Origin of the sequence: Sphingomonas sp. MS122 (assembly GCF_049532975.1) — a bacterium.
In the GTDB taxonomy this organism is placed as follows: domain Bacteria; phylum Pseudomonadota; class Alphaproteobacteria; order Sphingomonadales; family Sphingomonadaceae; genus Sphingomonas.
Genome location: NZ_CP186695.1, coordinates 3,715,938 through 3,737,987, shown reverse-complemented (window position 1 = coordinate 3,737,987; position 22,050 = coordinate 3,715,938). Strand labels below are relative to the sequence as shown.

Sequence of the window (22,050 nt, the reverse complement as noted above, 5' to 3'; positions counted from 1 at the left end):
GCCGGGATGGATATCGCGCGCGCTCACCAGTCAGAGCGCCGCCGCGGCGAGCTTTGTGTGATACGCATTCAGCGCATAGCCGGGCCCATTGTACTTCGACACGAACGGCACGCACGATGCGGCGTTGCCGGCGCGGCAGCCGCGCAGCTCGTCGAGCAGCCCGTTCGCCTTCACGAACCGCACGAAGCTATCGAGGTGCGCCGCCTCGCTGACGGTCAGTTCGAGCGCCATCTCGAACGCGGAGTCATAGCCGAGCGCCACCGCGTTGCGCCCCAGCACCTGGAATGCACCCCACGAACACGCCTTGAACGCGGCGCCGGGATGCAGCGCGCAGGCCTTGGAAAGCTTGCCATATTGCGCGCCGAACGATCCGTAGGTGCCAGGCTTCCATTTCGAGGCAGACAGGTCGGGAAAGGCCTTGTCGAAGCAATGCTCCGTCTCGGCGCTGAAGATGTGCTTCTCGTACAGGATCGACGGGCGCCCCTGGTCGTCGAAGGGGCCCCGCGGGGCCTCGACCTTGCGGATCGCCATCAGCAGCTTGGGCGACACACCCAGCGTGCCCGCAACACGCTCGAAATCGGCATTGGTGAGCGCAGGGGCGTTCGGGTTCGACAGGCGCTCGAACAGGGCAGCTTCGCTCTGCTTGCCGAACATGCCGTCCACGACAACGCCGAGGCGTGCCTGCAATTCCTTCACGTTCATGGCTGCAGCTCCGGCATCTGACGCGCATTTCTCGCGCTGAGATTCATGCGGAACCCGATCGAGGGTTTCATGGCGTTGGGAGTGACGGCGAGAGTGAGAAACATCGGCCGGAGCCGGCCTGCGGCCCAGAGCCGGGCCAGCGCGGGATTGCCGTCGCCGCCAGCAGCCAGTAGCCGCTCGCGCAGAGCGGCCTCGCCGCCGGCCTGGCGGACGCGGACGAAGGCGGCGAGGGCTTCGGGCTCGTCCATCCGCGACCGCTTGAGGCTGAGGCCGATACGACCCGCGCTTTCCACTTCGAGCCCGTTGCCGGTCCAGTCGACCAACGCGGCGTCGAGGCGGTCGACGAGCGGGGCGAGTCCCGGTTCGCGGGCCAAGCGCCAGCGGTCGCCGGGCAACCGCGATCGCCGCCGCCAGTAGAGTTCGGTCCCTCCATCCGGCGACAGCCCCAGCATCACTGGGCAGTCGTCACCCCGCAGCAGCGGCGAGCCGCCGACAGCATCCGCGTCGATCAGGGCATATAATTTGGTCTCGTCGCCGGAAGCGTCGTGCCGGCCGCCCAGCCAGACCGGCCAGGGTGCCGACCGCGCCACCATGACCCCGAGCCGTGCGGCCTGCGCCCGATCGAAGCGCGCGCCGAACATGCGCGCCAATGCCAGCGCCCGCTTCATCCGCCGCGGCGTCGGCCATTCGGGGGCGGCGGGCTCGGCGGTCCAGAACAGGCCCGGCCATCCCGGACGCCATACCAGCTCCACCGGGCATCCGCCGGCAAGATCGCTGAACGACCAGGCGACATCGCCCCAGCTGGTCCGCCCGGTCCAGGCCAAGGTGCGCTCGAGCGCGGCGCGGCCGCGTGCCACCGGTTCCGGTGCTTCCTCCGCCAGCGCGTCGAGCACGGTTCCGAGGGCGGCGCTCGTCATGGCGACAACGGGATCAGAGTCTCGGTGGTCGTGGTGGGGGCGATCTGCCGGGTGCTGTTGTCGGTCTGCATGAACAGCGCCTTCCAGGTGAAGCTGCGCTGAGTCCGGTCGCGGAGTGCCAGGCGCAACCGCCGCGTCGCCTGATCGGCGCCCGCGAACTGGACGCGCTCGTCGCGTTCGATGCCGTTGGCCGGATCGCTATAGGCGATGTCGACGAACACCTGCCGGGTGGTGGCCGGATCCCAGGCTGGGACCAGGTCGATCTCGAGCGCGTCGGGGAAGGGATCGTCCACCGACACCGCGTTCGCCGAGGTCACGACGGGCTCGTCGACGATCGGCGGATTGCCGTCCTTGAGATGGTGCGTGAGGGTGTAGCTGTACGCGCGCGCATCGGGGGCGGAGGTGCGGATCTTCCACGGCTTGGGCGCGTCGCCCGCGCGCACGATGAAGGTGTCGCGCGCTTGCCAGCCGGAGGGATCGTCGAACGCCAGCGCGACCTCGATCCTGTCGACCATCTCCGCGTCGATGCGGTTGGCGATCACCTGGACTTCGAGGAAGCCGAGATGCTCGTGCGGCGTCACCATCAGGGTGCGGTCGACCGTCTCGACCGCGGGCAGCTCGTACGACAGTTTCTCGCCGCGCCATCCCGATCCCTGCGCCGAATCGAAGTGGAATTGCTGGCTCGCGGTATAGGCGGCTTCGAGCGCAGGGCTGACGAAGGTCGCGAAGGTGGCGCGCGGCGGCGAGGCGGCGTCGAAGATCAGGTCCTTGTGCTTCATCGACACGCGGTCGCCCGGATCGCCATAGTCGATCGCGACGTTGATCGAATTGAGCCCGACCCGCGCATAATCGACCGGCGCGTCCACCGTGACTTCGAACGCGCGGAAGAAGGGATCGTCAAGATCGACCTCAACGAAGTGCTTCGACATGTCCTCGATGTCGCCGAGCATCAGCCCGATGAAGCCCTGCGGCGCATAGGTGCGCGTCACCGCCTCGGTGCGGTTGTAGCGCAGCGTCAGCGTCTTGCGCTCCTCCTTGCGGATGAACTTGAGCTTGAACGAGACCAGCGCGGGCATGCTCGTCGGCACGGAAGGTACCCCCGGCGGGGGCGGGGGCGGGGGCGGAGGAGGTGGTGGCGGCGGAGGCGGCGGCGGGACCGGGCCGCCCGACGCGGGCCGGACGATCGTGCCGGTCAGCACCGTTCCTGCCGGTGGCGGAGGCGGCGGAGGCGGCGGCGGCGGTGGCGGCGGTGGGGGTGGAGGCGGGGGTGGCGGGGTTCCGCCACCGACCCAGCGCACCTCGACCACCCGGTCGTCGGGATTGTCGAGCCGTTGCGGGTTTGCGTCGCGCGCGCGGGTGTGGCCGTGCCAGGTCGTGCTCTGCACCGTCGCCCGTCCCTGGATGCATGCCTGCGCGACGTCGATCCGCCGCCGCGAAAGCATTTCGTCATGGAGCGGGCGGCCGCCCGGTTGGCCAGCCAGCGGATCGGGATCGACGATCTCGAAGCTGGCATGGCCGTTGAGCGTGATCAGCTTGGGCGTCGGCAGCGCATCCAGCCAGGCACGGAAACGATCGCCGCCGCGCGGCGCCGTCGACGACGGCGGCTGCCCTGCCGGCCCGCTGGCATCGAGGAAGCGCGCGTCGCCCGCGCCGGTCCTCGAATATTCCTGCGCGTTGGGGTGGACCGAGCTGTAGTTCGGCAGCTTGTCGGGCTTGTCTTTGGTGAAATAGAGGTTGAAGCTGGCCACGACGGGCGGAGTCGGCACCACCGGCGGGACCGTGGTGGTGGTCGTGGTCGTCGTGCTCGTGCTTGGCGCGGTGGTCGACGGCCAGGTCACGGTCACCGTCTGGGGCGGCGCGCCGCCCGCGACGTTGAGCACGATGCGGCCGTCCTGCACCGTCGCAGGGGCACTGCCGAGCGTGGCGCGCCAGCCCGCGGGACCATCGACCGCGATCCGCTCCTGGTCAGTGGTCGAGCCGGGCTCGAGCCGCAGATTGTGGCCGGCGGGCGGCGGCTGCGGCGCGACGGTCAGCGTCGCCGGCTGGCGACCGCCGGGCTGGTTCTGGGTGCCGCCCGGCTGACCGGGCGTGCTGGGCGAGGGGGGCGGCGTGGGGTTCATCGCCCGTGCCCGCGCCATCACCGCGTCGAGCCCCTCCGGCTTGGCGATGCGGCTCTCGACATCGGCAGGGGTGATCGACGGCTCGAACCATTTCGACAGGAGGTTGTCCTTGAAGAAGTCGAGCGCCCATTGCTCCTTGTCCTCGCGGTCCTCGGCGCTGCTGAAGTCGATCACCTCGATCTTGATCGCGCCGTCGGCGACGAGCTTCTCGAACCCGGCGTCGATCCCGGCCTTAACCCAATAGACCTGTGCCTCGAGGCCGGCGGAGAAATGGGTGTAGATGTCCTCGTAATTGGCGGTGATCACCACCTGCAGCGCGGGTCGCAGGATCGTGTAGGTGAGGTTGTAGATCACCCCGACCGGGGTCGTGCCCTGGGTGAACGCCTGTTCGAGGATGATCGCGCCTTCCTGGCTGAGCGTCAGCGAGAAGGCCGCGACATTGTCGCCGGCGAGGCTGGGGACGGTCGCGCCGCTGATCGCCTCGACCGCGCGGAAGGTGCCGGGGGGCGCGGTTGCCGGGCGGGCGGTGCCGCCTGGTCCCTCGAGGTCGAGCGCGACGCACTTGACCGTACCCTCGTCGAACGGGACCGCCGACAGCTTGAGGTCGTCGCCCGCGCCGGTGCGGCGCAGTTCCGACTTGATCGCGCGCTCGGTGTCCTCGGGCAGCTTGAGGTTCGCCTCGAGCATCGCGAAGCCGCCGCCCTTGGCGCCGCCCTCGACCGCGGCAGGGCGCCATTTGATGAAGGTGAAGGCGGGGCTCCCGTCGTCGCGCTTGGCCAGCGCCACCGGCGAGGGGAGGTACCAGAACTGGTTGGGGTCGGCATGGTCGGAGAAGACCGTCACCCCGTCGACCGTGATCGTCGCTGCGCCGAGCTGTTGCATCGTCCGGGTCCTTTCTGTCGAGGCGTCTCAGCGGCTGTCGGTGAAGCCCTGGAGGAAATTCTCCTCCATGCGGTTGTGCTGCCCGATCAGCTGCGGCGTCTGCTTCGTCCCGGGGGCGAAATGCGCGGTGAGATAGCCGGCGGTCTTGGTGATCAGCTCGTTGCACAGCGAGCGGTGGTCGATCTCGAAATTGGACTGGTTGACCAGTTCGAGCAGCGCTGCCGTCAACAGGCTGTTCTTGATCGGGCCCTTGCCGATGTAGCTGAGCTCGTCCGACCGGCAGCCGGCGATCAGCGTCGTCTTGGCCTGCTGGATCGTGGTGAAGTTGGGGTCGAGATCGAGGTCGATCTTGCCGTTGTCGAGCCGCGGATTGCTGACGTTGTTCGCGCAGGCCTGGCGCTCCGCCGGCGACAGCAGCACGCCGCACGGGATCAGCGACGTCATCGTATCGATCATCCGCTGGATCAGCGTCTGCTCCGCGGGCGGGCTCTTCGCTTGCGCCTCGAGGCTCATCCCGCCCGAATGGCAGCTGTCAAAGATGCAGGTGAAGTTGACGTGGCTCGGCTGCAGCCCGTCGGCGATCAGGAACAGGTCGTGGTCGGAGATCCACTGGCCCTGCGCGGGAATGATCGTCTCGTAGAACTGCCCCGCGATCTTCGGGTGCGGCAGCCGCGCGCCATGGCCCGAATAGTAGAAGCACAGTACGTCGCCGGGCTCCGACCGCGCGACACACGAGCGCAGCGCGTGGAGGATCGTCGCGCTGTCGGCCGCGAGATCGAGATAGGTGAGGATGTTCTCGGGCTCGAACAGAAAGGCGTCGATCAGCAGATGATAGAAGGCGCGCGCGTCGCGCACGCACATCGACAGCGATCCGACGCCCTGGACCGAGTAGTCGTCCACTCCGACAATAACCGCGCGTTTGGTCATCTCGTCTCTCCCCTGTCGGTCAGTCGGCGACCGCGATCAGCGTTTCGGTCGCATCGATGAAGTTGCCCGGCACCATCGCGCCGGTGTTCGGCACCACCGTCACGCGGTAGCGGAAGGCCTTGCTCGCTCCGGCGGGCAGGCCGACCCGGACCTCGCGGTCGGTGTCGGTCGGGACCATCCGGAACCGCTCGCTGCGCTTGAAGCCGGAGGCGGGGTCGCTGTACTCGAAGTCGACGAACGCCATCCGCGTGCGCGCGGCGTCGAGGATCGGGATCAATTGCAGCGCCAGCCCCTCGGGGAAGGGGTCGTCGATCAGCACGGTCGACGTGGTCGTGGTCCCCGGCGTGCCGGTGATCGTGGTGCAGTCCTTCTTGACGAAGGTCGGCGTGTAGCTGACCTCGCGCGCCGCGGGATCGTCGAGCCGGATCTTCCACACCGCGTCGCGCGCCGCCTCGGTCAGCGTCACCGTCTTGCTCAGCCCGCCCGCGGCGAGCGCCACCTCGATCCGCTCGATCTGGCCCCAGTCGACCTTGTTGGCGATCGTGGCGACGGTGACGAAGCCGATCTTCTCGTGCGGGTTGAGCACCAAAGTCCGGTCGCCGGTCTCGACCGGACCGAACTCATAGGCGAGCTTGGCGCCTTCGAACCCGCCGGCCGTGTCGAAATGATATTGGGCAGTGTAGCGATAGATCTGCTCGTCGCCGTCGTTCTGGAAGATCTTCCATTCCTGCTCGGCCGAATCCTGGCCCTTGAATTCCATGTCCTTGGTCTTGATTCCGCCGGGATCGTCGGGCTTGCCGTAGGACAGCGAGACCTGCACCGAACGCAGCCCGATCGCCGCCATGTCGGCAATCGTCGAGACGCGAATGTCCATCGCGCGGAAGAAGGGATCGTCGAGGTCGACCTCGATGAAATGGCTGTCGCGGTCGAGGTCGGAAGTGAGCAGGCCGAAGAAGCCTTGCGGTGCATAGGTGCGCTGCGTCGCTTCGGAGCGGCTGTATTCGAACTTGAGCGTCTTGCGCTCTTCCTGCCGGATGCCACGGAACTTGAACGAGACCACGGCCTGCGGGCCGCTGTCCGTGGACGGGGTGGCCGCGGGCGTCGCCGCGGCGGCGCCAGCACCGGCAGGTGCGCCTGGCGCGCGCGTGGCGAGGATGCCGGGCGCGAGGCCCGCCGCCGCCGCAGAGCCCAGCGCCGCCCCGTCCGCCGAGCTCGCCGCATGACCGGTGTGGGCGGTGGGGCTCTCGGCGCCTTCCGCTGCCGCGGGCGGGTTCGGCACGACGCCGTTGGGGCGTCCGCCATGCCCGGTGCCGGTGGTCGGGTTCTCCGCCGGATCGGGCGCGGCGCGCGGCGGTCCGACCGGCTCGTCGTCGGTCGGACGGGTGGGGGCGGGCGTCGGCGGCGGGCGGAGCGCGGCGGCGCGCTGCATCACCGCGTCGAGCCCTTCGGGCTGCGGCATCCCGCCGGCGAGTTGGCCGACCGTCAGCGAGGGCGTGAAATATTGCTGGAGCAGATGATCCTTGAAGAAGTCGAGCGCCCAGCTTTCCTTGGTCTCGCGATCAGTGGCGCCGATGAAGTCGCGCACCTCGATCTTGATCGCGCCGTCCTGCACCAGCTTCTCGAACCCGGCGTCGATGCCGCCGCGCACGAACATCACCTGGCCCTCGGACGACCCAGCGAACTGCTCGAACACGCGGCTCATGTCGGCTGTGATGGTCACTTCGAGCGCGGGCCGCATGCCGGTATATTTGAGGTCGTAGATCACGCCGACCGGCGTGCCGCCCTTGGCGAAGGCCTGCTCGATGATCGTCGCGCCCTCCTGAGTCAGCGTCAGCGAGAAGCTGGCGCGATTGGCGGCGTCTAGCGAGGGCACGGTCGCGCCGAGCGCGCGCTCGACCGCACGAAATGCGCCCGCCGGGACCGGGGCGGGGGTGGCGCCCGCCGCCGCGCCGCTGTCGAGGTCGAGCGCGATCACCCGCACCGTGCCCTCGTCGAACGGCGCCGCCGACAGCTTGGGGGTGCCGCGCGCGATCGGGCGCAGCTTGGCGAGCACGCGCCGCTCGAGCTCGGGATCGAGCTGCAGGTCGACGGTGAAGGTGAGGAACCCGCCGCCCTTCTTCGCGGGATCGGCGGCGTCGGCGGCGCGGACCTTGATGAAGGTGAGCTCGGCCCGCCCGTCCGAGCGGCGGCGCGCCAGCTTGACCGGTCCGGGCAGGTACCAGAACTGCCTGGGATCGGCGTGATCGGCGAAGACCTGCAGGCCCTCGATCGTCCAGCCCTGACTGTTGAGCATGAGCATCGCGGCGTCTCCCCTCAGCGCGGGACGGTGACGGTCAGCGTGTCGCCGTCCGCCTCAGCCCATTGGCTTTCCTGAGTCATTCCGTTCTCGAAGACATATTTGGCGCGCCATTCGAACGCCTCGCGCGCCGGGTCGACATAGTCGAACTCGAACGTCTTGGGCCGGGCGGCACCGTCGAACACCGCACGGTCCTCGACCGTGATGCCGTTGGCCTCGTCGACATAGCGCAGCTCGACCTCGACCCGGTCGAGCTTGGCGCGCACCATGTCGGGCGGCGCGACCGACACGATGCGGTGGCCGCGCATGTCGGGGCGGATCAGGATGCGCGGGGCGTTGGTGAACGACTGCGGCACCTCGGTCACCATGCCGCCCTTGAAGATCGTGGTGACGCGGAACGACACCAGCTTGTGCGCCACGTCCTTGCGGTCGATCACGAACTGCTTGGGCGCCTTGTCCTCGGCGGTGAAGGTCAGCGCCGCGTTCTCGCGCACGTCGTTCGCGTCATCGACATATTCGAGGTCGACGAAGATCTGCTCGAGATCCTCCCAGCGCGCGACCACCGGCACCACGTCGACCGCGAGCCGCAGCGCGCCGAACGGATCGCGGACGTCGACCAGGTCGCCATCGATCGGCAGCCAGCCGCTGTCGACATCCTCATTGTCGGCCGCCGAGTGCAGCATGCGCACTTGGAAATCGCGCCGCGCCTTGTCGAGCGCGACGAAGGTCCAGCTCTGCGGGGCTGAGTCCTTCTTGAGCACGATCGTGTCGTCGGTCTTGATGCCGTGCCCGGGATCCTCGTAGCGCAGCCGCACCTGCACCTGCGGATATTTGTCCCACGGGTAGCTCGGCGAGGCGATCACCGGGATGGTGACGCGCGAATAGAGCTCGGCCGGCTGGATCTCGAGCACATCGCCGGTCAGCGTCTGCGGTTCGGAAGTCACGCTGAGCGGACGCTCGCCCCCGGCATCGGGCTTGAACGCGACGGTGTACTCATACTCGACCGGCCGGCTGACCGCGCCGTCGGCGTCGAGCTGCGACAGCCATTCGACGGTCTGCTCGCCGCCGGTGTCGGAGAGGATCGCGCTCTCGACCCCGCTGCCATAAGTCAGCGTCGCGCTGACCGAGACGAGCTCGTCGCGGACCATCTCACTGCGGTTGATCACGCGCACGCGGCGCTTCTCGAAGAACGGATCGTCGGCATCGACCGACAGGATGAAGCGGTTGATGTCGAGCCCCGCCTCGAGCTGGCGGAACAGCCCGCTGACGGTGCCCTGCGGGTGGATCGTCCGCACCACCGCGGAGCGTTCGGAGATTTCGACGTCGAGCTTGCGCTTGTCGATCCGCTGATAGGTCGTCTTCTTGTAGCTGAACTTGCCGATCAGCGCGGAGATGCCGCCGGTGGTGCCGATCGCGGCGAGATTGTTGATCATCCCCGTCGCCTTGTCCCAGCCGTCGGGGCGTTCCTTGTCCGGCTCGAGGCTGGCTTCGAAGAAGCTGTCGGTGATCATCTCCTGCACGCGCATCCGCGCGCTCTCGAACCGGTCGGCGACCGCCTTGCCGGTATCGTCGGCGTCGGGGACGAAATTGTCCGCTTCCATCACGATCGCGCGGTTCTCGATCAGCTTGTCGACCTCGTTGCCGATCTCGACCGAGGTGAACACGCTCTCATGCCCGAAGCTCTCGTCGAGCGCGGTCTGGACGCGGTCCCAGTCGATCGTGAGGCGCACCGAATAGGCCGGGCGCAGCGCGGCATAGTCGAGGCTGTAGACGACGACGATCGGCGAGATCTCGCCCTGCATCGCCTTTTCCATGATCGCGGTGCCATGCTCGTCGAGCTCGACCGAGAAGGCCGCGCCATTGTCGCCGAACAGCGCCGGCTTGGCGAAATGCTGCATCTTGACGACGAAACGCGGCGCCGGTGCCGGCGGGGGCGGTGCGCCTGTGCGTGTCGGCGGCGGGGCCGCGCCGCTGTCCTGCCCGAAGATCAGCAGCCGCACCGACCCGTCGATCGGCTGGATCGGCGCCACCCGCGGCATCGCCGGCAGCCGCGCCAGCCGCCGGATCTCCGACGCGATGTCGTCCACCTCCTTCTCGGAGAGGCCGACATGGACGTCGAAGGTGAGGAAACCGCCGACTCCTGCGACCAAGGAGCGGTATTTGATCAGCTGGAGGCGCGGGACCTCGACGCCGTTCGCGTCCGGCTGTGTTCGCAGCCGGGGTTGCGAGGGCATGTAGTAATATTGGAGCGGGTCCGCATGATCGCGAAAGACCGTGACCCCGTTGACGTAGTAATAAGGCGCTTCGAGATACAGCATCGCCGGTCCCTCCGTTCCGCGGCCGTCAGGCCGGCACTTCCAGAACCAGAACCTCGTCGCTCGCGTCGTAGGCGGGCGGCTCCTTCTTGGTGCCGTCGGCGAGGAAGAAGCGCGGCGTGACCTTGTAGGTCTTGAGCGCCTTGTCCTTGATGTTGACGGTCCAGGTCTGCGGCGCGGCATCCTTGCGCAGCGTGAAGGTGTCGCTTTCGTCGACGCCATTGGCCGAGTCCGAATAGGCGAGGGTGACCGTCACCAGCTTCATCAGGTTCCAGTCGAGCAGGTCGGGGATCAGCTCGACCGTCAGCTTGAGCACGTCTTCGCCCTCGAGCACGGTGTTCGAGGTGACGGTCTTCTCGGCGATGACCGTGGGGCTGCGGCCGTCCTTGTAGACGATGTTGCCGGTATAGGTCAGCGTGCCGGCCTTGTCCGAGATCACCGGGAACGACCAGTCCTCGAAGCGCTTGCCGGCCGCGGAGAAGGCGAACGACTTCTCCTGGCGATAGTCGTTGGCCTCGTCGACATAGACGAAGTCGAGGAACAGCGTATCGATCACCGTCTCGAAATCGCCCTTGGTGCGGATCGACACGTTGCGCGTCGCCGAGAAGGGGTCGTTGACGTAGAGCTGCTCGCCGTCGGCGTCGACCGCGGGCACCACGATCTCGCGCCCACCCTTGAGGAAATACTTCGCCTCATAGGTCCACGGCTTGCTGCGCGGCTTGAAGATCACCTCGCGCACCTGGTGCTGGCGCGCCTCGGCGGTGACGGTGAACTGCTTTTCGGCGCGGACGTCGCCATCGTCGTAGCGCAGCTTGAGCTGGACTTGCTCGACCTGTTCGAAATTGACGTCGCCGACGTCGATGTCGACCTTCCAGATGCCGAGGTCGCCGACGTTGATCGAGACGTCCGACTTGGCCTTGAGCTGCGGCGACTTGTAGGTGTTGCTCTCGCCCTTGTAGTTGACGACGTAGCTATATTCGAACTCGCCGGTACCGCCGTCGAGGAATGCTTCGAACCGCTCCTGGTCGTCGGGCTTGCGGAAGGTGTAGGTCTCGGACCGGCCGGTGCCGGTTGCGCCCTTGTACGAGACCTGCACGATCACGCTGGCGAGCGGCAGATCCTCGAAGTCCGCATTGACCAGGAAGTTGGCGGCGAGTTGCTTGAAGAACGGATCGTCGCCGTCGACGGTGATCGCATAATCCTCCCATTTCTGGGCCTTGCCGTCGACCATGATCGACTTGAACGCAGGTAGTGGCGCGTTGGGATTGGCCGGCATCTCGATGATCTTGGCGGCCTTGTATTCGACGCGGACGTCGGCGACGCGCTCGACGTTCACCGTCCGTTTGATGTCGTCGAAGCCCTTGTCCTGCAGCTTGGAGATATCACGGCTCTCGGGCGGGATCGCCTCGAGCACGTTGCGCTTGATGCCTTCATCGAGCTGGCGCCGGACCGAATCCTCGATCAGGTCGACCATCTTCTGCTGCGCCGACGCCTCCATCCCCGCGACCGAAGGCGAAGTGATCCATTCGACCTTGGTCGTCTCGCTCTTCTTGATGAATTCGCTGATCTTCTCTTCGTAATCGTCCTCGGCATACCAGCGCGTGTCGGCGTCGATCTCCTGCTCGAATTCCATGATCGAGGAGGCGTTCCAGGTGCCGATGATGTGCGCCTTGGGCAGCTTGGCCTGGTAGCCGAGCTCATAGCCGACGATGACCATGCTGGCGCCTTCGCCCTTCATCGCGGCTTCGAAGATCGGCGCACCGAGCTCGGACAGCTCGATGCCGATCGACACCGAATTGTTGCCGAACAGCGACGGCGGGGTCGGCACGCTGATGCGCTGGACCAGCGAATTCTCGGTCCCGCCGGCATCGGCGGTCGAGCGGTCGAGCACGCTGATCGTCGCCTTGCCCCGCGTGATCAGCGGACGGCCGAGCTTGATGTCCTCGGGGCTGATCGGGACCCGCGTTTCGCGGTGCGAGCTGGTGGTGCCGCCGGGCCCGCTGGTGGTGCGCGATTCGATGCGGGTGATGCCACGTTCAGAGATGCGGCGGCGGATTTCCACCTCGTCCGCTTTCGGGATCGCCAACTCGGCCTGCATCACCACGAAGCCACCGGCCTTGACCCCGCCGGGGCGGTCGATCGCCGAGCGGTACTTCACATATTTGAAGACCGGCTTGCCGTTGCGGACTGCCAAAGTCGGCTCGCCCGGAAGGGCGTAATATTGCAGCGGATTGGTGTCGTCCGCCCAATATGCGGTTTGTCCGACGACGTCCTGGCTTTCGAGCAGCAGCATGTCCGTTTCCTCCTGTTCAATCGGTTCAGAGCCAGTCGGCGACGTTGGCGCCCAGCCGGATCTCGAGCGGCGCGGGCTCGGTCCGGGTGGCGTGCGCGTCGATGGCTGCGGTTCTTGTTTCGGTCGTGGCGCCGGGCTCATTGTCGGGGTTCTTCGCGTCTGCGCAGTCGCCGAACGGATTGGCCTGCGTGACCGCGGGTTCAGGCAGATCGCGCAGCAGGCGGGCGACTTCGTCGACCACGCGCTTGCGCGCATCGGCCTTGAGCGCGTCGGACACGCCGGGATCGGCTTCGAACATCAGCGTCAGGTCGCCGGCCGCGATCGCCGCCTCGACATCGTCGATGCCGTCAGGATCGCCGGTGACGCGCGCGGTGACCGAGCGGGTCGCCGCCAGCTCGAGATCATAGGCGACCTCGAGCTTGCCGCTGCCGTCCTTCAGCGCGGCATTGGCCTGCTTGGCCCGATCGCCGCGCAGCATGGCCGAGAATGCCGCGCTATAGGGCGCCAGCGGCGAGGGGTTGGCCCGCGCCACCTCGACCGGGGCCTCGCCCTCGATCGTCAGGGTCAGCGTGGCGCCGCGGGGCGTCGCGTTCGCCGCGCGCAGCCGGACCGGTTCGGCCTCCGGGCCGGCGCCGGCCGCGATCGCGATCGCCGCCTGCGCCTCCGCCAGGTCCGCCTCGCTGACGGTCAGCGCGGTGCCGAGCGTGAGCATCAGCATGTCGGCCGCTTCCACCGCGGTCAGCTGCGCGCGCCCGTCGGGGCCGCGCTGCGGCGACGGGCCGGCAGGCAGATAGGACCAGGCGTCGCCGTCGGGCCATGCATAGAGCGCGCCGAAGCGCTTGCCGGGGATCGGGTCGGTCATGCTGGCAGCGCCTCCGCCACAAGGTCCACCCGCGCCGCCGTGACCGGCGCGGAAAACTCGCTCCGTCCCCGCCACCGCCAGCGCAGGCCGGGGCGGAACGGGTCGCGGCACAGCCAGCGATGAGTTCGCGTCAGCGTCGCGGGCGTGAAGGCATAGGTTTCGGGCTCGGCGTCCGCCGCGGCGTCCTCGGCGAGCACCTCGATCGCCGCCAGCGGCACGCCGGCGGGCAGGGTCACCGCGAGCTCGACCGCCCGCGGGCCATAGCCCGGGATGTCGGCGAGTTCGATCCGCCAGTCGGCCGCCGGGCGGGGCGGCAATTCGATCCGGCGGTCGCCGTCGTGTGCGGCGAGCGTGCCGGAAAGTACCGGTGCATCGACATCGGCGGGCAGCGCCAGCGCTGCGCGCGGCGCGTCCGCGGTCAGCGTCGTGCCAGTCCGTGCGGGGGTGCCGTCTTGCCTCACGCCCGAGAAGGCGACTTGGACGCTGGCGATGGCGAGCAGGGCAGGGCCGGTATCGACGTCGACGAAGGTAAGCGGAAACGCGTCCGGCCGAAGCAGCGCGCGCGCGCCGCCACCCACGACGACGGGCCCGTCGAGGCGCTCGACGCCGCGTCCGTCGGCGGTCTGCCAGAAGGCAAAACCGGCAAGCGTCCACGCCAGGGGCTCGCCGGGCGCAAGCCGGACTTGCCGGGTCACGCCCGCGCCGGACGGCGGCAACTCGAAATCCTCGACCACCGCATGCGCGCGCGCCGGAGGGCGCGGCGGGAAGGTCAGCGTCGCGCCCAGCGCCAGCGGGCCGACACAGGGGCGCGGCACGCTCGCATCGACGATCACCTCATGGCGTCCGGTCGGCAGCATCCCGCTCTGGCCACGCGTGACCAGGCTCGCGATCCCGCCGGCCGTCTCGGACAGCGCGCGCGCCGAGGCGAAGGGATCCAGCGCCACCGCGACGACGCGCGTGGCGGCGAGCGGCAGCGACAAATCGAGCGTCGCGGTGCCGCTGGCGATCCCAGTCTCGGCCAGCACCAGCGTTAGTCCGGCCTCGCCCGCAGGCATCAGCGGTCCTGCGCACAAGCGCGCCCGAATATGATCGGCGACGGCGGCCGCCAAGGTCTGCACGGGAAGATCGTCGAGGGCGCCTTCGATGGCGATGCCGAGAGCGCCGGGGTCGATGGTCAAGGACTCGGCGAGGCGGGCCGGCGTCTTCGCACCGTCCTGCAACGCGGCGCGCAGGCGGGCGAGGTCGACCACCGCGCGTGCCGGCAGCCGCGGCGCCACGCCGGCCACCTCGAGCTCGACATGCGCGAGAACCGGTGTTGCGCCGTCGTTCAGCGCCGCTTCGATCATCGCGACCCCTTCGGCCGCCAGTGGCAAGGTCAGCCGCGCAAAGCCGAGGCCCGAACAGTCGAGCTCGACGGGCGCGTCGAGGCTTTCGGGCAGGTCGAGCATTTCCGAGCTGAGCCGCAGCCAGCCGCGCAATGGCGGGGCGGCGCGGACCGTGCCGTCTGCGGTCGCGGCGGCGCTGTCGAGCCGCAATTCCAGGTCGAGCCGGCCATGGCCCTTGCGTCCGGGCAGCGGGACCAGCGGGCGGATCGCGGTCAGGCGGAAGCTCGGGCGCCCGTCGCTCTCTCTGGCGATGTGCAGCGAGTCGGGGAGCGCGATCAGCACATGGTCCAGCTCGTGCGCCGCGAACAGCCGGGCGCCTTCGCGGTCGACGGGTCTTCCCCAATCGGGAAGCCCGCGCACCTCAACCCTCCGGCAGCAGGGGAATGAGCAGGTCGGCGCTGTCGCTGCGCCATTCGGCGTCGATCGGCCTGCTGCTGCGGCGGATGATCTGGGTCTTGTAGCGATAGCCACCCGCGGCTGCGCGCTTGAGGATGATGTCGCCGACCGGCGACGAAAGCTTCGCCTCGCCGTCGGGCTTGTCGGGGGTCAGCTCGACGCTGGGTCCGCCTTCGAACTGGACGATCACCGCGAGCGCGCGATCCGCCGCGTCGCCGGAGGGCGCGTCGAACATGCCGGGGAAGAGTTTGACGCGGATCGTGCGCTGCGCCTCGACCGCGGTGTCGGCGTCGAGGATCGCCGTCCAGATCGCCTCGCTGTCGGGCATCACCTTGACGCCGGTGAAGTCGAGCAGCGGGTCTATCGTCATCCCCTCCGGCAAAGGAGTCGGCAGCGGCTTCTTGGGCGCGACCGTCAGGGTCAGCGTCTCGCCGGGCGCCAGCCGCTGCGGCAGCGTCGTGGCGAAGCTCGCAATGGCGTCCGCCTCGACCCCGCGCGCGAGCAGCGACGCCTTGATCGCGGTCACCTCCACCGGGCTTTCGATCGCATTGGTGAGAGCGATCGTGAACTGGCCGGACTGGGCGCCCGGCGTGATCACCGCGTCCATCAGCTCGCCATTCATCCGGTCGAAGCGGCCGTCGAAGGGCATCCGCTCGAACGCGCCGGGGCGCAGCTCGACGCGGACCTCGCCCTTCATGATCGCGACCGCCCCGCCGATCAGCGCATCGTAGACCGCCTGAAAGTCGGCCATCGACAAGGTCTCGGAGACGATCACGGCGGTGCGCACGTCGATCTGCGCGGCCGGGCGCTCGACCAGCCCGCCGCCGATGGCGCCGGGCAGCGCGAGCCAGAAGCTCGCCTTCTCCACCGGTAGCGGCTCCATCCGGATCAGCGCCGCGCGCTCGTCATCGACGCCGACGCCGAGCAGTCCGCTAAGCGCGCCGGCGACGTCGCCGCCGCTGATCACTTCGCCGAGCACGCTGCCGAGCAGCCCACCTAGCCCGCCGGCCGGCGCCGGGGTTCCCTCCGGGCGAGGCGGCTTGGGCAACGCCTTGGCGAACTCGCGTCGCGCGGCTTCGAGACGGTTCGCGTCAACCCACGGCGTGGCGACGAACTCGAACGCCATCAGCGGCTCGGCGTCGGACGTTGCCCCCTGGACCGGGCGCACCGTCATCAGCGGGGTGAACGGCCCCGGCTTCTCGCGCCGCGCGAGGCGGAACGCGTCGGGTAGGTAATAGACGTGGGCGGGGTCGGTCGCGTCGACCCAGTAGCTGTGGAAGCGGCTTTCGTGCTTGAGCTGCTTGGTCTCCAGTCCGTGACCGCCGCCATCCCCCGCGGGCCGCGCGCCGTCGTGCAGATAGGGGTGGAGCGCGGCGTTGAGGAACAGAGGGTCGGGCTCGACCGCCTGGCGCAGCCCGCGCGTCACCGGCCGGAAGCGTCCGGGCGACCCCGCGATCGGCGCGGCGACGCGGATCGAGCGGGTGGCGATGAGGCCGCAGCCGGCGCCACTGGTGGTGATCGCGGCCAATGCCTGGTCGCGCTCGGCGGGGCTGGCGAAGCGCAGCCGCGCGACTACCGCGGACCCGTCCTCGGTCTCGCCGACCTCGGTGAAGTCGAGCGTCTTGGGAATGGCGGTGCCGTCGGAAGTGGTCAGCCGGTAGACCAGCTGGAGCAACAGCTCGTGATCGAGGTCGAGCGTGCCGTCGGGGATGCCGTCGGGACGGACGCGGTCGAGCGTGACTTCCAGCGTCCACACGCCGTCCTCGCCCGCGGCCATGCGGATGCGGTACTGCTCCGACCCCGACACCACGCGGCGCGCCAGGCGATAGCGGCCGAGATGATAGCGCTCGGGGCCGGCCGCGGCTTCGAACACGCCATTGTCCTCGACCGGATCGGTAGCGGCAACCGGCAGGCCGAGCTCCTCGCGCGTGGCGCCGACCGGCCCGCCGGCATAAGCCAGCGACTGGCATTTCGCGCACCAGCGCCAATTGGGCTGCCCCTCCGCCTCGGGCTGGTTCATCGCGAGCGAATAGTCCCAGCTGCCGGTGTAATCGTGCGGGCCGCCGGCCGGGCAGGCGCCCGTCGCGCCGCCATAAGCGAGCCCGTCGCACTTGCGACACCAGCGCCAGCCGGGCTGATGCCCCGCCGGGGTCACGCCATGCAGCAGCACATAGTCCGCGCTCTGGCTGAAATCATGCGTCCCGCCCTTGACGCAGACGCCGCCGGCATGGCCGCCGAACGCCAGCCCCTGGCATTTGCGGCACCAGCGCCAGTTCGCCTGGCCCTGCGCCCCGGTGCGGTTGACCGGCAGTGTGTAGTCGGCGCTCGGCCCCTGGTCATGTTCGTCGCCTGCCGGGCAGCCTGGCTTGCCGGCAGGCAGCGGCCGAATGCGAATGGGACGCAACTTTTCGAAGAGTGCGGGGTTTATGATCCGCGCCTCATCCAGGCGCGGCCGTACAAAGATACGGGCGTCCCGCGAGATCGCGGGGCGGATCGCAACGGCTTCTGCAACTGCTCGGGTCGGAGCAACGGTGATCGGCGTGGCGTCTATGACGCCGCCGGTTGCCGGCTGCGACAATACATCGGCACGCGATGCGGCGCCGAGACGACGAAACGCGCCTATTCGAGAGAGTGCGGCCCTGTCCGCCATCTACTCTGCCCCAATCTGTTTAGATAAGCCCAAGTATGATTTCCTAGACTATAGGCATGCTGGTGTTTTGCAATACGCTGCAGGCGATTCATAGTTGTGTAACTTAATAGAAATTTTACTATTTTTACTTCCGCTATTTCATAAAGTTATCTTCCATTACGTAAGCATAATGAAAAATTCGCCGAAAAAAATTTGATGTCGCGAGGGGCGAATCAGGTGGCAGCGGCGATCTGCCTCCGCCGCGCGACGACTCGTTTGGCGCGGTTCTCAGTTCGCCGAGCCGTTCCGCTCGGGGGCGTGGGCTTTCGCGCGGAGCGCCAGCTCGGCGGGGCGATCGGCGGACCCCGAACGCTCGGCGACTCCGTGGCTGATCGACACGCAGGCGTGGCGCGGATAGGTTGCTCGCCTCCGGCCGCACGGGCATTCAGCGGGAAACAGGTGCAGCAGCACGCGACAGGGGCCGAATTGACGGAACGACGCGCCGGATCCGACGCGGTGGGGCAGACCGGCCAGGTCATCCGTCTTGCCCGCATCGCCTGCAGCGCCGTGATGATCGCGACGTACAGCCAGTCGAGCCCCGACGCCTGGGCGGCCGATCCGGTCATGATGCTGCTGCTTGCCCACTTCGCGCTGGCCATTGCCGGTACGTTGGCGGTCCGGCGCTTGTGGTGGCTGGATCCGCTTCTGGCGCCGGCCGAGACGCTGCTCGATTTTCTCGCCGTCTCCGTCGCGCTCTACGCGACCGACGCGCTGCTCGGCCCGTTTTTCGTGTTCGGCGTTCCGCTCTTCATGAGCGCATTGCTGCGCTGGGGCTGGCGCGAGGCGGTGATCGTCGCCACGGCTTTCATCGCCGTCTATGCTGCGGGCGGGTGGATCGATTGGCAGCAGCGCGGCTTGGCCGCGCTCGATTATGGGCGGCTTCTGGCCCGCACCGGCGGCTTCACGGTGACGGTCCTGGTCGCGACATGGATCGGAAAGCATCCCCGCGTCATCGCGCTCTCCAGTCCCCGCATCCCGCCGAACGACAGCGATCGGACGCGGACCCTGTTGCTCGAGCTTCGCCGGCTTGCCGGCGCGGAAACGGTCACGCTCGCGACGGTGCATGACCGCAGCGCGGTCACGATCCGGTCGACCGATCCGGCGATGGACGGGATGACTGCCGGCTTCGCGCCCGAACAGCTACTGGCGATCACGCGGCGCTTTCTCTTCCAGCTGGATCCGCCGCGTAAGGTGATCGATCGCGGCTGGCTGTTCGGCCGGGGCGCGCTGAGTCGACGAGTCGGCGCCTATGAAGTGCTGGCGAGCCTGCACGCCCGGCAGGCGCTAGTGGTGCCGATCAGCGTGCAGGACGTGCGCGGGATCGTCGTCGTCGCTCGGCGCAACGGGATGAGCACCGACATGCTCGACCTCGCGCCATGGATCGCGAGCCAGGTCTCGGCGGCGTTCCTCGACGACCTGCGGTTCCGCTCCGTCAGGCGCGAGGCGTTGATGGAGGCGCGGCTTCGCGCCGCGCAGGACGTCCACGACACCGTCGTGCAGGATCTCGCGGGCACGGTGTTCAGGCTCCAGGCGCTGAAGTCGTGGATTACCGCCGGCCGGGAGGCGGGGTCCGAGATCGATCGGCTGAGCGAGGACGTGCGCAGCGCGCAGACGCGCGTGCGCGACTATATCGGCCGCTTGCGAGCGCCTGACGATTCGACCGCGCCGTGCGACTTGCTGGCGGAGGTGGAGGCGGCCTCGGAGATGTCGAGCCGTACCTGGGGGATCGCCTGCCGGACGATCGGCCCCCCCGAGCCGGTTCCCGCGCCAGCATGGCTGGGGCAGGAGCTCGCCATGGTCGTCAGCGAGGCGGCGTCGAACGCCGCCCGTCACGGCGAGGCGAGCGAACTGGCATTCCGGCTGACCGTCGAGGCGGGCGAGATCGAGCTGACGATCGAGGACAATGGCCGCGGTTTTCCCGAGGTCCCGGGCGCCTCGGCCGCACCCTGGTCGCTCAATCGCCGGGTCCTGGCGCTCGGCGGAACCTTGACTTTGCATTCGAGTGGCAGGACTCGCATTGTCGTGAACATTCCGTTCGAGGGGCAGAGTGACCAAGCCTAGGATCCTTGTCGCGGACGACCATCCGCTCATGCTCTCGGGCATTGAGGCAGTGCTTCGCGACTCGGAATTCGAGGTCGTGGGCACCGCGCGCGACGGCGCGCAGACGCTGGACATGATCCCCGTCGTCCGCCCCGATATGTTGATCCTCGACATCGCGATGCCGGTCCGTACCGGCATGGACGTCGTCCGCACCTTGCGCGCACGGCACGACAAGCGCGGGATCGTGCTGCTGACCGCGCACATCACCGACGCGGACCTGATCGAGGCGCTGGACCTCAAGGTACAAGGCATCCTGCCCAAGGAAGGCGCCGAAACGCTGCTCATCGCCTGCCTGCGCGAGATCGCGGCGGGGGGCCAATGGATCGAGCGGTCGATCATGCAGCGGGCCCTGTCGCTCGCGATGCAGGGCAGCAAGTCCGAGACGAAGCTGAGCCAGCTGACGCTGCGCGAGCGCTCGATCGCACAGCTCATCACGCGCGGGCTGCGCAACCGGGACATCGGGATCGAGCTGGGCGTGACCGAGGGCACGGTCAAGCTGACGCTGCACCGGATCTTCGCCAAGCTCGACGTGGCGAATCGAGTCGAGCTCGCGATGCTGATGCAGAAGGAAAGCGAGCTGCCCAAAGTGATCGATGAGATCTAATCGCACGCTGGCTGATGACTTATTTTTGTCGCGCTACCATCGCAAGACAGGCAAATATATAACTAAAGTTTCATCTATATAATACTTAAGGCCATCGCAGTTTTTCCATAACGTTGAATGGATCAGGCGGGGCGACATCCTTAAAAATCCGTAAACATCGAGTCGTAGTGCATTTCGCACTTTCGAGTTCTCGCACGATCGCAATCGTGTCGAACTCGGCTCGAGAGCCTGGGGAGGCGAGGTTGCGGATTTCGGTCTGGACGTTGGGGGCGGTGGCAGCAGCGGGGCTTACGCTCTGCGGTATACCCGCTGCTGCCCAGACCTATTATGCCGACGGTCCAAATGCCGGCGGCTCCGCGGTGCTCTCGATTCAGGTGCGCGCGGCGGTGGGGGGACGATGCGGGTTCGCCGCCGCGCAAACACCGAACGGCACCTTCGACCAGCCGAACTTCGACGAGACCGGATTCAGCCACGACTTCACCTTCCAACTCGAGTGTACCGGCCCGTCGCGCGTGGCGGTGGTGTCGACCAATGGCGGACTGAAGACGGGCGGCACCGCGCCCGCCGGCTATGCGACGCTCGCGCCCTATGACGTGATGCTCAACCTGGTCGGCTCGAGCGCGACCGCGTCGGCCACCTGCGCAGTGGCCAACCTGACTGCGACGGCGGGGGCGCCGTGCGAGTTCCGCGGGCCGGCGACGACCACCGCCGGCCTGCGGCTCAACTCGAATTCCATCCTGCAGAACGGGTCGTTCCTGCGCGTCAGCGCGCCCGTCTATTCCGGCGCCGATGCGCTGGTCTCGGGCACCTATGGGGACACTCTGACAGTGACTGTGAGCGTGGCGCCATGACGGGCGGAGCATCTTCCGCCCGCCGGCCCGCGCTCGCGCGTGACGAGCGTTGCGGCGCGTTGCCGCGAAACGAAATCCAGACCGGCCGATCGCCGGCTAGATCAGGAGACTGGGTAATGAAGACGGTTCTTAGCATGCTCGCAATGGGCACTGCGCTGATCGCCACCTCGGCGATGGCGCAGGATACGACCGGTACCGTGAACATCACGGGATCGGTGGCGCCGAAGTGCCTCGTCGTTCCGGGCGCAGGCAGCACCTTCGACCGCACGGTGGCGCTCGGCGAGCTCGCCGGCACCGACGGCAAGATGCGCACCAACCTCGAAGCAGACTTCAACGCCGCCGCCGTCACCGCCCGCGTCGTCTGCACGACCGCGGCGCCGACGATCAGCGTCAACGCCGACGCGATCACCGCGCAGACCGCCACCGCGGTCGCAGGTTACGACAACAGCATCGACTTCACCGCGAACGTCGCCGTCACCACGACGACCGGCCCGGCGGGTCCGTTCGCGAACGACAGCGCGGCGGCGGCGGGGGCGGATACCGTGATCGGCGGACGCGTGGCCAACAATGGTTCGGACAACATCGCGATCACCGCGACCAACTTCCGCACCAACACGATCAACGACCTGCTCGCGGCGGACCCCGTCTACACCGGCAAGATCACCGTCGTGATCAAGCCCGGCGCCTGAGCCAGCGAAACCGGAAGGGGCA

General features: G+C 68.2%; 14 protein-coding genes. 4 read left to right on the top strand and 10 right to left on the bottom strand.

Going from position 1 to position 22,050, the window contains the following annotated elements:
* Positions 1 to 30: 30 nt before the first annotated feature.
* From ACO227_RS17860 to ACO227_RS17815, 10 genes are read right to left on the bottom strand one after another with little or no spacing between them, the layout of a single operon-like run.
* Positions 31 to 702 (bottom strand): N-acetylmuramidase family protein, encoded by a 672-nt coding sequence (locus ACO227_RS17860; RefSeq protein WP_423603689.1) that lies wholly within the window; start codon positions 700 to 702, stop codon positions 31 to 33.
* Entirely contained in the window at positions 699 to 1,619 is a 921-nt protein-coding gene (locus ACO227_RS17855) for a hypothetical protein (protein ID WP_423603687.1), read from the bottom strand. Before ACO227_RS17855 ends, ACO227_RS17860 begins: the two co-directional genes overlap by 4 nt.
* Positions 1,616 to 4,621, bottom strand: a complete 3,006-nt coding sequence (locus tag ACO227_RS17850; protein ID WP_423603686.1) for a hypothetical protein — start codon at positions 4,619 to 4,621, stop codon at positions 1,616 to 1,618. The genes ACO227_RS17855 and ACO227_RS17850 overlap by 4 nt, the downstream gene beginning before the upstream one ends.
* Before the next feature lie 27 nt (positions 4,622 to 4,648).
* Complete coding sequence (locus tag ACO227_RS17845) at positions 4,649 to 5,548, bottom strand: caspase family protein (protein WP_423603684.1); 900 nt, start codon at positions 5,546 to 5,548, stop codon at positions 4,649 to 4,651.
* 19 nt (positions 5,549 to 5,567) lie between these two features.
* Entirely contained in the window at positions 5,568 to 7,847 is a 2,280-nt protein-coding gene (locus tag ACO227_RS17840; protein WP_423603682.1) for a hypothetical protein, read from the bottom strand.
* A 14-nt stretch (positions 7,848 to 7,861) separates the two neighbouring features.
* On the bottom strand, positions 7,862 to 10,162 hold the full coding sequence (locus ACO227_RS17835) for a hypothetical protein (RefSeq protein ID WP_423603680.1): 2,301 nt from the start codon (positions 10,160 to 10,162) through the stop codon (positions 7,862 to 7,864).
* A gap of 25 nt (positions 10,163 to 10,187) precedes the next feature.
* Complete coding sequence (locus ACO227_RS17830) at positions 10,188 to 12,452, bottom strand: hypothetical protein (protein ID WP_423603679.1); 2,265 nt, start codon at positions 12,450 to 12,452, stop codon at positions 10,188 to 10,190.
* 25 nt (positions 12,453 to 12,477) lie between these two features.
* Positions 12,478 to 13,314, bottom strand: coding sequence for a hypothetical protein (locus tag ACO227_RS17825; RefSeq protein ID WP_423603677.1), 837 nt, complete (start codon positions 13,312 to 13,314; stop codon positions 12,478 to 12,480).
* A complete protein-coding gene (locus ACO227_RS17820; RefSeq protein ID WP_423603675.1) occupies positions 13,311 to 15,059 on the bottom strand; it encodes a hypothetical protein in 1,749 nt (582 codons plus the stop codon). The genes ACO227_RS17825 and ACO227_RS17820 overlap by 4 nt, the downstream gene beginning before the upstream one ends.
* 1 nt (position 15,060) lies before the next feature.
* Positions 15,061 to 17,499 (bottom strand): hypothetical protein, encoded by a 2,439-nt coding sequence (locus tag ACO227_RS17815; protein WP_423603674.1) that lies wholly within the window; start codon positions 17,497 to 17,499, stop codon positions 15,061 to 15,063.
* A 684-nt stretch (positions 17,500 to 18,183) separates the two neighbouring features.
* On the opposite strand from ACO227_RS17815, the gene ACO227_RS17810 reads away from it, so the two are divergent.
* From ACO227_RS17810 to ACO227_RS17795, 4 genes are all read left to right on the top strand, one after another.
* Positions 18,184 to 19,845 (top strand): sensor histidine kinase, encoded by a 1,662-nt coding sequence (locus tag ACO227_RS17810; protein ID WP_423603672.1) that lies wholly within the window; start codon positions 18,184 to 18,186, stop codon positions 19,843 to 19,845.
* Positions 19,832 to 20,488 carry a response regulator gene (locus ACO227_RS17805; protein ID WP_423603671.1) on the top strand — a complete coding sequence of 219 codons (657 nt, stop codon included), beginning with the start codon at positions 19,832 to 19,834 and terminating at the stop codon, positions 20,486 to 20,488. Before ACO227_RS17810 ends, ACO227_RS17805 begins: the two co-directional genes overlap by 14 nt.
* Positions 20,489 to 20,730: 242 nt before the next feature.
* A complete protein-coding gene (locus ACO227_RS17800) occupies positions 20,731 to 21,339 on the top strand; it encodes a hypothetical protein (protein WP_423603669.1) in 609 nt (202 codons plus the stop codon).
* 116 nt (positions 21,340 to 21,455) lie between these two features.
* The gene (locus tag ACO227_RS17795) at positions 21,456 to 22,028 is read left to right on the top strand and encodes a hypothetical protein (RefSeq protein ID WP_423603668.1); all 573 of its coding nucleotides are present in this window, start codon (positions 21,456 to 21,458) and stop codon (positions 22,026 to 22,028) included.
* The last annotated feature ends 22 nt before the right edge of the window (positions 22,029 to 22,050 follow it).

Excerpts from the sequence above, each read along its gene's own strand:
- ACO227_RS17850 (WP_423603686.1), bottom strand. The coding sequence starts at position 4,621 with ATGCAACAGCTCGGCGCAGCGACGATCACGGTCGACGGGGTGACGGTC.
- ACO227_RS17845 (WP_423603684.1), bottom strand. The coding sequence starts at position 5,548 with ATGACCAAACGCGCGGTTATTGTCGGAGTGGACGACTACTCGGTCCAG.
- ACO227_RS17855 (WP_423603687.1), bottom strand. The coding sequence starts at position 1,619 with ATGACGAGCGCCGCCCTCGGAACCGTGCTCGACGCGCTGGCGGAGGAA.
- ACO227_RS17835 (WP_423603680.1), bottom strand. The coding sequence starts at position 10,162 with ATGCTGTATCTCGAAGCGCCTTATTACTACGTCAACGGGGTCACGGTC.
- ACO227_RS17860 (WP_423603689.1), bottom strand. The coding sequence starts at position 702 with ATGAACGTGAAGGAATTGCAGGCACGCCTCGGCGTTGTCGTGGACGGC.
- ACO227_RS17830 (WP_423603679.1), bottom strand. The coding sequence starts at position 12,452 with ATGCTGCTGCTCGAAAGCCAGGACGTCGTCGGACAAACCGCATATTGG.
- ACO227_RS17795 (WP_423603668.1), top strand. The coding sequence starts at position 21,456 with ATGAAGACGGTTCTTAGCATGCTCGCAATGGGCACTGCGCTGATCGCC.
- ACO227_RS17840 (WP_423603682.1), bottom strand. The coding sequence starts at position 7,847 with ATGCTCATGCTCAACAGTCAGGGCTGGACGATCGAGGGCCTGCAGGTC.
- ACO227_RS17825 (WP_423603677.1), bottom strand. The coding sequence starts at position 13,314 with ATGACCGACCCGATCCCCGGCAAGCGCTTCGGCGCGCTCTATGCATGG.